Source organism: Synechococcus sp. ROS8604, assembly GCF_014279655.1.
Classification (GTDB): domain Bacteria; phylum Cyanobacteriota; class Cyanobacteriia; order PCC-6307; family Cyanobiaceae; genus Synechococcus_C.
Genome location: NZ_CP047946.1, coordinates 1,649,152 through 1,661,287, shown reverse-complemented (window position 1 = coordinate 1,661,287; position 12,136 = coordinate 1,649,152). Strand labels below are relative to the sequence as shown.

Sequence of the window (12,136 nt, the reverse complement as noted above, 5' to 3'; positions counted from 1 at the left end):
CACGACAAGTAGGAGGCCAACAATGATATTTCCTGGTTACGCACGGTGATAGGGACTGCCTTGCTGGATCGCTTGGGCTCGGAACAGTTGCTCGATCAAGAGGAGTCTTGCAAGCTCATGGGGGAAGGTCATCGGTGAAAGGCTGAGTTTCCAGTGGGCCAGGGCCTTGAGTTCTGCTGTTAAGCCATCAGCACCGCCAATCACGAAGGCAAGTCGCTGCGATCCAAGGCTGCGGAGTCGCTCAGACAAGCTGATCGACGTCAGCGTTTCACCCTGTTCCATCAACATCACAGGCCACTCATCGCTTCGCAGGGCCTGGCGAATCGATTCGGCTTCTTTTTCGGGAGTGCCATCACGCAACTCAACGATCGTGAGTCCAGGAAGACGTTTGCGATAGAGCTCGATTCCTTCCTGAACCCAGCTCTTGCGAACTTTCCCGATGGCAATAATCCGGCAGCGAGACGGATTCATCCCTGAGGATCCCAACGCATGCAGGACTCAAACGCAGTCTTCGTCATCTTCCAAAAGAAGCTGGCCAAAGGCCACATACAGCGATTCTTCTTCGCTTCCAGCCGCCACCTTGGGTCGAGAGGGCCTGGTTGTTTTGCCCTGGCCACCGCGAAGCGGTTGTCTAGATAAGGGCTGGGATGACGGGAGCGCCTGAGCCTGCGCCTTTGCCTTGGCTTTGTTCTGAGTTGCAACGTGGCGCTCAGCCTCCTTGAGCCTTGCCATCAAATGCTCAGGAACAGTGCCATCACTGCTCGCTTTCATCAGTTCCTGAAACAGGCGTTCAGGGTTGTCTTCGGTTTCAATGCGATGGCGTTTTTCGGTCGCCTTGACGGGCCGATCCTTGTTCTGTTGAGGCGGTGCGATCGGCTCAGGCAACGAACGGCCCAACTCCTTGAGCCGCTCCAGGCTGCGGGGATCAAAGCTCATGAGCAGCCCAGGGTCTCGCGAGTGTCTCGACCGGTGACAGGATTCACGCCTTCAGCGTTGGCACAGAGCACCTTGAGCGCATCAGCTCTCAGAGGCACGTTGGTGAAATCAGAGCCTTCAACGGTGACGTTGATAAAGCGCGTGTTGAAGGCAAAAGCATCCTCCAGCACCGCATTGGTGAGGTTGGTGCCGTCAAAGACCGCAGAATCCAGCGTGGCGTCGCGAAGATTGGTGTTGCTCAGATTGGCGTCTTGAAGTTTGGCCCCATAAAGGCTTGCCCCCTGCAGATCACTTCCAGAAAGATCAGCTTCTCGAAGGTTGGTGAGGTTGAACGTCACACCTTGCATTTCCCGGTTTGAAAAATCGGCTCCGATCAACACCTGCTTGGCATAATCCATGGCGGCAAATGCCGGCTGCATCGGCAAGGCCAGCATGGCCCAAAGAACCATCAGCGGAGCCAATAAGCGCAATCGCATCGGGAGAGAGACATCTGTTGTTCAGTCTAGGACTTTTAGATCAGTTTATTTTTTCGGCTTGAATTGCCTGTTCCAAGCTGTTTAGGCGAGCTTCCCTGGATCCCCAAAGCTCCATCAAGACTGGCGGATTGTTGATGGGCATCACAGAGAAACGATGATCCCTATAAATTTCTTTAAAGATGGAATCAACTTCATCGCGATAGGGGAGGTCAATCGGGCGAATTCCGTCATCTTCCATCGCAATTGGCCAATGGTCCGTCATCGGTAAGAAGATGATTAGATCAAGTTGTTGAAGAGAATTTCGCACTCTTGTTGCTAATGATTCAACGAATTCGTCGTCGATGTCAGTGGTTTTATGATTGGCTGTGTACTGGGAATAAGCAATATAATCAACGGGACAGCGATCAAAAATAACGCAGTCATTTTCTTGCTGGTAATTCATAAGCCTGCTGATGTTGTAGTACATCTGAATCCCGTTATGCAGTCTCGTGCTTTCTTGGCGAAAGCGAATGTCATAGCCCTCCTGGTGCAGCGCTCGAAACGGCTCTTCTTCGCGAATGTAGTGATGATGCCGTTGAATCCAATCGTGCACGAATGTGCTTTTTCCTTGTGAATGTGTGCCGCTAATTGCGATGCGCATACAACGATTCAATCTTTAAGGTTTATAGCCCTCAAGCTGTGCATTGAAGCCAGGTTGATTGGGGGAATGGTTGAAAGCATGTCGTCACGCCGTGCCTTCATGCCCAACTCTCAAGCGCAAGGTGCTCAAGCAGAGCGCTATGTCAAACAGATTTTGCTGGCGCATCAATGGCGCTTGTTGGAACAAAACTGGACCTGTCGGTATGGAGAAATTGATCTGCTCCTAACAAAACAGTCTCTGCCAAGCACCCGAATGCTGGTGGTTGAGGTGAAGGCGCGTCGCCGTTCAGGGTTGGATGGCTCGGGTATCGCTGCCTTTCATCAAGCCAAACGGAGGCGTTTGGCCCGCAGTGTGTCCTGCTGGCAATCCGCCAACCCCTGGAGTGAGAACTGCTATTTCGAAGTTGTGCTGGCTCTCGTAGCACTTCCAGTGCACAGACATTGCGTGCGTTGGATCCGCATCGACGGGCTCGATCACATGAGTCGGTGATCACCTTGCTGATGATTCAGTCATCAGGGCCTGGATGAGCGCAATCGCAGCATGGTGACCCTGGTGAGGGTTGCTGACAACAAGCCCCGAAACCGATCGCAGCGGGCGGATAAAGGCGCGTTCACCAGGAATCATGTGCATCAGCATGTGTTGGATGATCTGAATGGGATTCCGACCGCGCTCTTCTTTATCCCGTTTAAGCCGTCGAATCATGCGCAGCAGCAAGGGGGCTTCGAGATAGAACAGCGCGGTGATCGAGCCATCCTTCAGCAGGTCTTGCGGCCCATAGGCCCCTTCGAGCAAAACAAGCTGGTAGCTCTGATTCAGGGGTTTGCATGCAACATCACGCGTCGACATGTCGTAAGTGCGCAAGCTGCTTGCGGCGTGATGGCTGACCTGATCCAGCTCCGTTCGTAACGCGTCGCTGTCAATGGCCGCCGGGGTGTCAAATCCGAACCGTGGGTGGGGGAGCCAATGGTGCCTGTAGTAGTTGTCGCAGCAGATCACGAGCACTTCAATGTTGAGCGCGCCCAGGGCTTGAGCCAGTTTCAGGCTGAAGCTGGTTTTCCCAACCGCGGACGGGCCAGTGATGCAAACCACAGGAACCTTTGCCATCACGCCGTCGCCCCAGTCGATCAATCCTGCATAGGGCACAGTGAAGCAACGCTGTGAATGTCATGACTTTTTCAGGGCACACGGCCCGCAAGCGTTTTGGCCAGCACTGGCTGATCAATGAGCGAGTGCTGGATCGAATCGTTGAGGCCGCCGAACTAGAAGACGGGGATCGCGTCCTTGAGGTGGGTCCCGGTCGCGGGGCTCTGACCGATCGTCTCCTGGCCTCAGCGGCAGCTGCGATCCATGCGGTGGAGCTTGACCGTGACCTAGTCGTTGGGCTTCAGGAGACTTTTGGAGGCCATCCAAAGTTTTCCTTGCAAGAGGGAGATGTTCTCTCGGTTCCCTTGGACCTGTCTGATGGGGAACCGGCCAACAAAGTTGTGGCCAATATTCCGTACAACATCACTGGGCCCCTGCTGGAGCGTTTGATCGGTCGTCTTGATCGTCCCGTTGAACCGTCCTATCAACGGCTGGTTTTGCTTGTTCAACACGAGGTTGCTCAACGCATCCGCGCCCGTCCTGGCCACCGCAATTTCAGTGCTTTGAGTGTGCGCATGCAGTTATTGGGACGGTGCAGCCACGTCTGCCCTGTGCCCCCGCGCTGCTTTCAACCACCACCGAAAGTGCAGTCCGAGGTGATCTGTATCGATCCCTTCCCTTCCGAACGGCGTCCTATTCCTGCCCTGGCCCGTGGAGTGGAACGTCTGCTGAAGATGGCCTTCTTGAGTCGACGCAAAATGCTGCGCAACACCTTGGCCCCGTTGTGTGCACCGGATCAGTTGCAAGTGGTGGCTGAAGAGGCGGGGATCAGCCTTCAGCAACGACCCCAGGAGGTGGCACCAGAAGCCTGGGTTGCTTTAGCGAAGGGTTTGAATCAGTTCGACCCTGCTGCTTGATCGGATGACCGCCACCATTCGCGTCACCGCTCCCGCCAAAATCAATCTCCACCTTGAGGTGCTCGGTCAGCGATCCGATGGGTTTCACGAATTGGCGATGGTGATGCAAAGCATCGACCTCGCTGATCAGCTGGACTGTTCCAACAGCGCTGATGGCTTGATTCAGCTCAGCTGTGATCAGCCTGGACTCAGTTGCGGCAACGACAATCTGGTGATGCGTGCCGCCGAACTGCTCCGGCAGCGCTCTGGTTTTCATGAGCTTGGCGCTCATCTACATCTGCGCAAACGCATTCCCATTGGTGCTGGTCTTGCTGGAGGCTCCAGTGATGGTGCTGCCGCTCTGCTGGCGCTGAATACGCTCTGGGGTCTCGGACACAGCCAGGATCAGTTACTCGCGATGGCTGCGGAACTTGGCTCCGACATGCCGTTTTGTCTTGCCGGTGGGAGTCAGCTCTGCTTCGGCCGAGGCGAATGTTTGGAATCCGTCCCCGCAGCAGCGCAGTCTTTCGGAGTGGTGCTGGTGAAAGATCCCAGCGTGAGTGTTTCGACGCCCTGGGCCTATGGCGAGTGTCGTCGTCTCAAGGGCGACCACTATTTGTGCGATGAAGACGCTTTTGCACAACGGCGGCAGCAATTGCGTGCAGCCCCGTGGTTGCATCCGCTTCGAACGGCTGAGCCGCCTCCGCTGCGCAATGACTTACAGGATGTAGTGGCACCTCAAACAGCCTCTGTGCAAACGGCCCTTCGTTTGCTTCAGGGTCTTCCTGGGCAGCTGAGAACGGCGATGAGTGGTTCAGGGCCGAGTTGCTTCGCCCTGTTTGCCAATCGACTGGATGCTGATCAGGCGTTGAATGCGGCCCGTGATGGGTTCGCGCAAGCCGGTTTGGATGCCTGGAGTTGTTCATTTTTGGTTCATGGCGCCAAGCTGATGCCATGAGCAGGAGTGAGATGAGCAGCAGTGAAAGCGAGACGCCAGAGGTTCCTCCAAAACGCAAGAAGGGTCCTCTTAGTTTCTTATCAGGCTCACTCACAAGTTTGCTGATGGGCTGGATCAGCCTCGGATTGAGCAAAGGGATGGTGACCTATTTCGCAAACCGTCCACCCACGTTCAGTTCTGCCACCGCTGTAAGCATTGCCTCAGCGTTGAAAACGTTGTTGATCGGAATGTCTTTCCTCGCCACTTTCAGCTTTTCCTTTGTTGGGATTGGCCTGTTTCTTGTGTTTCTTCGCAGTCTTTTTACAGGCAAAGAAGCCGATGCTGTCTAGCCTCAGATCTCTGTCCTGAACTGCCATAGGCGGTTATTGGTGATGACTCCCCATGATCTTGGTCAGCTGATCCTGCTGCTTTCTCCGGGGTTACTCCTCTCGGTGCTCCTGCTCACAACGTTTGCCGCAGGAGGCTGATTTTTTCGTTGCTGAGATAGCTTGGCCACTCACGCCGGCTTGGCCGGGATTGCAGCAACGCCGTGGCAGGGACCCTTCTCTTCAACGCACTTCGTGAGGCCATCGACGAGGAGATGGCCCGAGATCCCCACGTTTGCGTGATGGGGGAAGACGTCGGTCAATACGGCGGCTCCTACAAGGTCACAAAGGATCTCTACGAGAAATACGGCGAATTGCGTGTGCTCGACACACCGATTGCTGAAAACAGTTTTACGGGCATGGCTGTCGGTGCAGCCATGACAGGCCTGAGGCCCATCGTGGAGGGCATGAACATGGGCTTCCTGCTGCTGGCCTTCAATCAGATCTCCAACAACATGGGGATGCTCCGCTATACCAGTGGGGGAAATTTCACCATTCCCACCGTGGTGCGTGGACCAGGAGGGGTGGGCCGCCAACTGGGAGCTGAACATAGCCAGCGCCTTGAGGCCTATTTCCATGCCGTGCCTGGCATCAAGATCGTGGCTTGCAGCACGCCCACCAATGCCAAGGGGCTGATGAAAGCTGCGATTCGCGACAACAACCCCGTGCTCTTTTTTGAGCATGTGTTGCTATACAACCTCACAGAAGAATTGCCAGAAGGTGATTACACCTGTGCTTTGGATCAGGCGGATCTGGTGAAAGAGGGCAGTGACGTCACGATCCTGACTTACTCACGTATGCGCCACCATTGCTTGAAAGCTGTGGAGCAGCTGGAAGCGGATGGCATCAATGCTGAGTTGATCGATCTGATCAGTCTCAAGCCCTTCGATATGGAAACGATCGCTCGCTCCATCCGTAAGACCCATCGGGTGATCGTGGTGGAGGAGTGCATGAAGACCGGTGGCATCGGAGCTGAACTGATTGCCCTGATCACGGAGCATTGCTTCGACGATCTCGATGCCAGGCCCATTCGCTTATCCAGCCAGGACATTCCCACGCCTTACAACGGCAACCTTGAAAATCTGACAATTATTCAGCCCCACCAAATCGTGGAAACGGCCCAGGCCATCGTGCGCACGGGGCTCTGATTCATGGCCCGTCAACAGGGGTGGTTTGCCCTCATCCTCGCTCTGGCCATCGCTGCTGGATCGATTCTTATCAGTCCCGGTTTTCCTCTAGAGCTTGGGTTAGATCTCCGTGGTGGGAGTCAACTCACTTTGGAAGTGCAGCCCTCCGGTGAAATCACCAAAGTGAAACCCGAGCAGCTGGAAGCCGTGAAAGCCGTGCTGGATCGCCGCGTCAATGGCTTGGGTGTCGCCGAGTCGACTCTCCAAACCGTTGGAGACAATCAATTGGTTTTACAACTTCCCGGAGAAACTGATCCCACCAGAGCAGCTGAAGTTCTTGGAAGTACAGCGTTGCTTGAGTTCAGAGCGCAGAAACCTGGCACTGATGAGGAATTGCGGGGATTGATGCAGCTAAGAGCTCAATTGGAAAGCGTGCTGGAGTTGAACAAAAGCAAGGACAACTCTGATTCAGGCGATCAAAACGATGACCCCTCCCCTAAGCAGTTAGCCAAGGCCCAAAAAGAGTTGGGTCTTGAAGGAACTGCTGATTCTGAACAAGAGCAGCTGGAACAGCTGCTGGCTCGTGCCAACGAAGAAATTGTGGATCGGTTCGAGCCGGCGGGACTCACCGGTAAGGATCTCGTCACTGCTGGGCGTCAACAGCAGCAAAACGGCAGCAGCTGGGAAGTGACGCTCAACTTCAATCGAGAGGGTGGTGACAAATTTGCAGAGCTCACCCGCTCAATCGCAGGCACCGGGCGTCTGCTCGGAATCGTGCTTGATGGGTCCTCAATTAGCGAAGCGGGAGTGGGTGAGCAGTTCAAAGCCGCTGGCATTACAGGTGGTTCCGCTGTCATTACTGGAAACTTCACCGCAGAAGATGCTCGCGACCTAGAAGTCAAAATTCGCGGAGGCTCCCTCCCTTTGCCGGTAGAAATCCTTGAGGTGCGCACGATTGGACCCACTCTTGGCGCCGAAAATGTGCGTCGCAGCCTGATCGCCGCACTTGCGGGTTTGGTGTTGGTCGCCATTTTCATGCTGCTCGTTTATCGACTGGCAGGTGTCGTGGCAGTTCTGGCACTCAGTCTTTACGCCCTGTTCAACCTGGCGGCCTATGAGCTGATCGGAGTGACCCTCACGTTGCCAGGAACGGCCGGATTCATCCTCAGTATTGGTATGGCCGTGGATGCGAACGTGTTGATCTTTGAGCGCATCAAAGACGAATTACGTCGAGGAAATACCTTGATCCGATCGATCGAAACAGGCTTCTCTCAAGCTTTCTCCTCAATCGTTGATGGTCACATCACCACGCTGATTAGTTGCGCTGCGCTGTTTTTTCTTGGAACCGGTCTGGTGAAAGGCTTTGCGGCAACGCTTGGAATCGGTGTTCTGCTCAGCCTGTTCACGGCACTGACTTGCACGCGCACGCTCTTGCGCTTCTTGATGGGCTATCAATCGCTGCGCCGCCCCACCAATTTTCTGCCCGCAAGGCAGCTGCCTTCCTCCGCTGTTTGAGCCATGGCTGTGTCCTCTCCAACTGGTCAAGAACGCCCTTTGCGTTTTCCTCTGAGTCGACAACGGCGCAAGGTTTGGTTGATCTCTGTGATGGTGTTGTTGATCAGCGCGCTGGGTTTGGTGCTGAGCTGGACGAATCCTCAGATTCGTTCCCCCTTAAGGCCTGGACTCGATTTCACAGGTGGAACCAAAATCCAGCTCGAGCGCTTGTGCAAAGACAATTGCCAAGACATCAAGGCCATCGATATCCAGCAGAAGCTTGAAGGCCTCACCCTGCCTGCGGAAGGAAGCGATCAAGATTCCGGCACCCTCCCCAATCTTTCTTCGGCTCGGGTTCAGTTGCTGGATCGAGGGGAATCGGTGGTGGTGCGCATGCCAGCGTTAAGCGCTTTCCAAGGACAAGCCGTGATCGAGGTTCTTGAGCCCATTGCGGGTCCCTTTGAAGTGGGTGGTCAATCGGTTGACACGATTGGCCCCAGCCTTGGTGGTCAGTTGCTGCGCAGCAGTTTGATCTCTTTGCTGGTCGCGTTTGCCGGTATCGCCCTCTACATCAGCATTCGCTACGACGGACGTTATGCCGTTTTGGCACTCGTGGCCTTAGGCCATGACGTGTTGATTGTGTGTGGTGTCTTCGCCTGGCTTGGACTGATCAGTGGTTTGGAAGTCGACAGTTTGTTTGCTGTTTCGCTTCTCACCATCGCTGGCTATTCCGTGAATGACACCGTGGTGGTGTTTGACCGCATCCGCGAACGCCAACGCGAAGATGGTGACCTACCCCTGGATGCTCAGGTGGATCGTGCTGTGTCCGCCACGCTCACCCGCACCCTTTACACCAGTGGCACCACCTTGCTACCGCTCTTGGGTTTAATTTTGTTTGGCGGTTCCACCTTGTTTTGGTTTGCAGTGGCGCTTGCGATCGGCGTGATTGTGGGCAGCTGGTCCAGCATCGCCCTGGCCCCTTCCCTTCTCAGTATCTGGCCAAGGCAACGCACGGCGGGTGCGTGATTTGGCCATGACACCCAGCTCTCCATCCCAACGCTGGGTTCCCCTGCTGTTGGGCGTTCTTGCTCTGTTGGATCTACGGGTGGAGCTTCAGCTTCTGGTGGATCACCTCACGCTGACCAGCCTGATTTTTGCGATTCGGCACCATCTCCTTGCAGTGGTGGTCATCGTTCTTCTTCCCTCCATGTGGCGTCACTACCGACCCGTGCGTCGGTCTGAGCCCTGACTCCTAAGTTGGAAGTCCGCCTCGAATACACAATGTCGCTTGATCTCGACGCCAAGAAAGTCCTCCTTAGAAAAATCCCCCATGGCTTGTTCATCTGCGGTGTTGCAGAAGGGGATCAAGTCAACGGGTTCACCGCGAGTTGGGTGACGCAGGGATCGTTCGATCCACCCCTCGTGGTGATGGCTGTACGTGCTGACAGCACCAGTAACGGCATGATTCAACGCACGCGCCGCTTCTCCCTCAACGTGTTGGCAGCTGATCAGAAGGATTTAGCTGCTGTGTTTTTCAAGCCCCAGCAAGCGGTTGGCGGTCGGTTTGATGCCGCACCTTTTACAACGGGCGAGCTGGGTTTACCGATCCTGAAGGATGCTTTGGGTGCCGTGGAGTGTGAGCTCGTGGGGGAACTTGCCCATGGTGATCACACCGTGTTTCTTGGCCAAGTGAAATCAGCGGTTCTCCACCGTGACGCTGCTGCCCTCGAGCTCAGCGGCACGGGATGGCAATACGGGGGATAACTCCCAGCGATCCATGATCTGCCTGATCACAACTTGCTGCATGATCACTTGTAGCACCACTACCAGCGGTAACGCGAGCAGTACGCCTGGCAGCCCGAGCAGGGCTCCCAGGCTGAGCTGGGCGGTCAGTGCAACCGTTGGCAAGAGATTCACCGTCCGACTCAGCAGCACAGGCGTTACGACAAAAGCTTCTAGGTTTTGCAGTGCAAGTCGCAAGACCAACACCTGCACCATCAGGGTTGGGGAGATCAGCAGGGCAATCCCCATCGGCACAAGGGTCGCGGCTGAAGGCCCAATCGTGGGGACAAAGGTGAGCAAGCCACACACCAAGCCGCTGAGCAGGGCCAAAGGGACACCAAGAAGGGCAAGCCCTGTCCAGGTGAGGACAAACACCGCGGTCGCTGAAATGGTCATGCCGGCAAGCCATCCACCCAGAGCTTCACGGCAGCGATCCAGCAATTCCGTGACCTGAGCCCGTGCAGGGCGTGGACTCACGGCGATCAGCATCTGCCGATGAGAATTGGGATCGAGCGCGAGCAGAATCGCCAGCAGACTCATTAGGAGCACTTGAATCAAGCCGTTGGCAGCACCACCGGCATAACCAAGTAGCTGTGCCCCAACGGGCTGAATTCCTGTCCAGCTCAGCGATTCAGAGGGACTGATATTGAGGTCTGCCAGGCTTGGTTGCGTGGCGATGATCGACTTGATTTTGTCGATCAAATTGGGCAATAGCGCAGTGAGTTGTTCGAATTGACCCAGCAGTTCAGGCAGGAGAAGTTGAACCACCAAGGTTCCACCGAGGAACAAGCTCACCAGAACCAGCAACAGCGCAACGGGCCGTTTGAGCCTGAAGCGTTGCATCAACTTCTGAATCGGAACGTCGAGGGTCACGGCCAACACGACGGCTCCGAACAGAATCAGCAGCACCCAGCGCAGCTGCCATAGAAGCAGTGTGAGCAGGATGGATGTGAGGGCAATCAGCAGGGTGCGTGCGTTCATGAGGCCAGTTTCTGCCGCTTCCAGGGGTCAAGAAGATCGTGAACGACGACTTCCCGAATGAGCACCTGCAAGACAACCGCTAAAGGCAGAGCGAGCAACAAGCCAAGCGGACCGAACAGAACGGTGAATATGAATTGAGCTGCAAGGGTGAGCCCTGGAAGCAAATTGACCTGGCGCTGCATCACAGAAGGCGTGATGACGTAGCTCTCAAGGTTTTGAATCACGATGTAGAGCCCCAAGACAGCCAATGCTTTCCAAGGAGCATCGAGGAGAGCAACGGACATCGGAAAGACCGTGCTCAGCGTGGGACCCACATTGGGAATCACGTTGAGCAATCCCGCAAGCAATGCATTGGCCATCACGAGCTTCACTCCTAGGAGTGAAAGCCCGATGCCCGCCAAAACAGCGACGCAAACCGAACTGATCAACACGCCGATCATCCAGCTGCTGAGGGCATCGCCGCACATGTTGAGGATGACGCGAGCTCGTCTTCGATAGAAGGACGGCAACATCTGGATGCCAACGTTCTTGTACGAATGGGGTTGGACCGCCACCATCAAGGTGACGGCAACGACGAAAAGAAGCTGCAGCAGACCACTGCCAACATTGCCTGCCAAGCCAAGAAGGCTGAGAAATCCTCCAGTCACGCTTGAGGCAATCGCAGGCCCGCCTGGACTATCCGCCAAACCTTTGGGAAAGAGTAGTTCGCTCCAATTACTAGAACTCCCACTGCCGTAAACCATTGAGCTAACCGATGAAAAAGCCTGCAAAAGCAGTTCTTTCAGGGCTTTTGCCGCCGATGGCAGCTGAAGAATTAATTGTTGAAACTGGCTCGTAAAGGGCGGCACGATCACGGTTAAGCCAACAGCAACCATCACCACGAGACCGAAAACACAGGCCAAAAGAGCCAGAGGCCTGGGAATATTCCAGCGTTGACGCAGGGCTCCAACAAGGGTGCACAGCGCCATTGCCAAAACAATGGCCGCGAACAAGTGGATTAGGACTTCACGCAGACTCCAGAGCAGCAGACCTGTTGCCAGAACGGCACAAAGTCCAAGCCAGTGTTGAAGCTTCACCCTTTTGCGTTATCACTTTCTACAGCTTCGCCTGAATCCTGGGAATAACCAAGACCTGAGGAATCGGCATATCGCTGAGCGAAGCGCATGAAACGCTCAAAATCCTGCTCGCTTGTCCTGCTGATGATGCGCTAGCGGGCCGAGATGTCGTTTAGGTGTGCCTTGCGGAAGCCTCTGGCGTCCAAGGCCTGCACTCACCCGTGGGCGGTGGACTCCAATGTCGGCTGCTTGCTTCGATGTCATCGGAGTCAAGAAGTCCGTTGCTCGAAAAAGACCGTGTCAGTCTCAAAGCGCCAGTCACTTAGAGCGACTGCAGCGGCAG

General features: G+C 55.3%; 17 protein-coding genes and 1 pseudogene. 9 read left to right on the top strand and 9 right to left on the bottom strand.

Annotation, left to right across the window (positions count from 1 at the left end; translation table 11 throughout):
- Positions 1 to 36: 36 nt before the first annotated feature.
- The 4 genes from SynROS8604_RS08735 to SynROS8604_RS08720 are packed head-to-tail and all read right to left on the bottom strand — an operon-like array spanning position 37 to position 2,052.
- Positions 37 to 471 carry a 23S rRNA (pseudouridine(1915)-N(3))-methyltransferase RlmH gene (locus SynROS8604_RS08735; protein WP_186543686.1) on the bottom strand — a complete coding sequence of 145 codons (435 nt, stop codon included), beginning with the start codon at positions 469 to 471 and terminating at the stop codon, positions 37 to 39.
- 27 nt (positions 472 to 498) lie between these two features.
- A complete protein-coding gene (locus tag SynROS8604_RS08730; RefSeq protein ID WP_186543685.1) occupies positions 499 to 936 on the bottom strand; it encodes a hypothetical protein in 438 nt (145 codons plus the stop codon).
- The gene (locus SynROS8604_RS08725; RefSeq protein ID WP_186543684.1) at positions 933 to 1,412 is read right to left on the bottom strand and encodes a pentapeptide repeat-containing protein; all 480 of its coding nucleotides are present in this window, start codon (positions 1,410 to 1,412) and stop codon (positions 933 to 935) included. The genes SynROS8604_RS08730 and SynROS8604_RS08725 overlap by 4 nt, the downstream gene beginning before the upstream one ends.
- 40 nt (positions 1,413 to 1,452) lie before the next feature.
- A complete protein-coding gene (locus SynROS8604_RS08720) occupies positions 1,453 to 2,052 on the bottom strand; it encodes an ATP-binding protein (protein WP_186543683.1) in 600 nt (199 codons plus the stop codon).
- A 78-nt stretch (positions 2,053 to 2,130) separates the two neighbouring features.
- Here SynROS8604_RS08720 and SynROS8604_RS08715 point away from each other — a divergent pair, with 78 nt between their 5' ends.
- A complete protein-coding gene (locus SynROS8604_RS08715) occupies positions 2,131 to 2,541 on the top strand; it encodes a YraN family protein (protein ID WP_255444971.1) in 411 nt (136 codons plus the stop codon).
- Here SynROS8604_RS08715 and SynROS8604_RS08710 read toward each other — a convergent pair whose 3' ends face one another.
- Positions 2,542 to 3,195: a uridine kinase gene (locus tag SynROS8604_RS08710; protein ID WP_255444970.1), complete on the bottom strand. Its 654-nt coding sequence runs from the start codon at positions 3,193 to 3,195 to the stop codon at positions 2,542 to 2,544.
- A 23-nt stretch (positions 3,196 to 3,218) separates the two neighbouring features.
- Between SynROS8604_RS08710 and rsmA the strand changes: the two genes are divergently transcribed.
- The 8 genes from rsmA (at position 3,219) to SynROS8604_RS08670 (ending at position 9,739) form a co-directional block, all read left to right on the top strand.
- Complete coding sequence (rsmA, locus tag SynROS8604_RS08705) at positions 3,219 to 4,052, top strand: 16S rRNA (adenine(1518)-N(6)/adenine(1519)-N(6))-dimethyltransferase RsmA (protein ID WP_186543682.1); 834 nt, start codon at positions 3,219 to 3,221, stop codon at positions 4,050 to 4,052.
- 4 nt (positions 4,053 to 4,056) lie between these two features.
- The gene (gene ispE / locus SynROS8604_RS08700; RefSeq protein ID WP_186543681.1) at positions 4,057 to 4,989 is read left to right on the top strand and encodes a 4-(cytidine 5'-diphospho)-2-C-methyl-D-erythritol kinase; all 933 of its coding nucleotides are present in this window, start codon (positions 4,057 to 4,059) and stop codon (positions 4,987 to 4,989) included.
- Positions 4,986 to 5,318, top strand: a complete 333-nt coding sequence (locus SynROS8604_RS08695) for a DUF3082 domain-containing protein (RefSeq protein ID WP_255444969.1) — start codon at positions 4,986 to 4,988, stop codon at positions 5,316 to 5,318. Before ispE ends, SynROS8604_RS08695 begins: the two co-directional genes overlap by 4 nt.
- Positions 5,319 to 5,518: 200 nt before the next feature.
- Positions 5,519 to 6,502 carry a pyruvate dehydrogenase complex E1 component subunit beta gene (locus SynROS8604_RS08690; RefSeq protein ID WP_006852849.1) on the top strand — a complete coding sequence of 328 codons (984 nt, stop codon included), beginning with the start codon at positions 5,519 to 5,521 and terminating at the stop codon, positions 6,500 to 6,502.
- A gap of 3 nt (positions 6,503 to 6,505) precedes the next feature.
- Positions 6,506 to 7,996 carry a protein translocase subunit SecD gene (gene secD, locus SynROS8604_RS08685; protein ID WP_186543680.1) on the top strand — a complete coding sequence of 497 codons (1,491 nt, stop codon included), beginning with the start codon at positions 6,506 to 6,508 and terminating at the stop codon, positions 7,994 to 7,996.
- 3 nt (positions 7,997 to 7,999) lie between these two features.
- Entirely contained in the window at positions 8,000 to 9,001 is a 1,002-nt protein-coding gene (gene secF / locus SynROS8604_RS08680) for a protein translocase subunit SecF (protein ID WP_186543679.1), read from the top strand.
- 7 nt (positions 9,002 to 9,008) lie between these two features.
- Positions 9,009 to 9,224: a hypothetical protein gene (locus SynROS8604_RS08675; RefSeq protein WP_186543678.1), complete on the top strand. Its 216-nt coding sequence runs from the start codon at positions 9,009 to 9,011 to the stop codon at positions 9,222 to 9,224.
- Positions 9,225 to 9,256: 32 nt separating this feature from the next.
- On the top strand, positions 9,257 to 9,739 hold the full coding sequence (locus SynROS8604_RS08670) for a flavin reductase family protein (RefSeq protein WP_186545903.1): 483 nt from the start codon (positions 9,257 to 9,259) through the stop codon (positions 9,737 to 9,739).
- On the opposite strand, the gene SynROS8604_RS08665 is transcribed toward SynROS8604_RS08670, so the two are convergent.
- From SynROS8604_RS08665 to SynROS8604_RS08650, 4 genes and pseudogenes are all read right to left on the bottom strand, one after another.
- Positions 9,671 to 10,738: an AI-2E family transporter gene (locus SynROS8604_RS08665; protein ID WP_186543677.1), complete on the bottom strand. Its 1,068-nt coding sequence runs from the start codon at positions 10,736 to 10,738 to the stop codon at positions 9,671 to 9,673. The two genes, SynROS8604_RS08670 and SynROS8604_RS08665, sit on opposite strands and share 69 nt — an antisense overlap.
- The gene (locus tag SynROS8604_RS08660) at positions 10,735 to 11,814 is read right to left on the bottom strand and encodes an AI-2E family transporter (protein WP_186543676.1); all 1,080 of its coding nucleotides are present in this window, start codon (positions 11,812 to 11,814) and stop codon (positions 10,735 to 10,737) included. The genes SynROS8604_RS08665 and SynROS8604_RS08660 overlap by 4 nt, the downstream gene beginning before the upstream one ends.
- Positions 11,811 to 11,927, bottom strand: a pseudogene (gene psb28, locus SynROS8604_RS08655) (photosystem II reaction center protein Psb28); the annotation flags it as partial. The pseudogene psb28 and the gene SynROS8604_RS08660, both read right to left, overlap by 4 nt.
- Positions 11,911 to 12,057, bottom strand: coding sequence for a hypothetical protein (locus SynROS8604_RS08650; RefSeq protein ID WP_186543675.1), 147 nt, complete (start codon positions 12,055 to 12,057; stop codon positions 11,911 to 11,913). The gene SynROS8604_RS08650 and the pseudogene psb28, both read right to left, overlap by 17 nt.
- Positions 12,058 to 12,136: the final 79 nt, after the last annotated feature.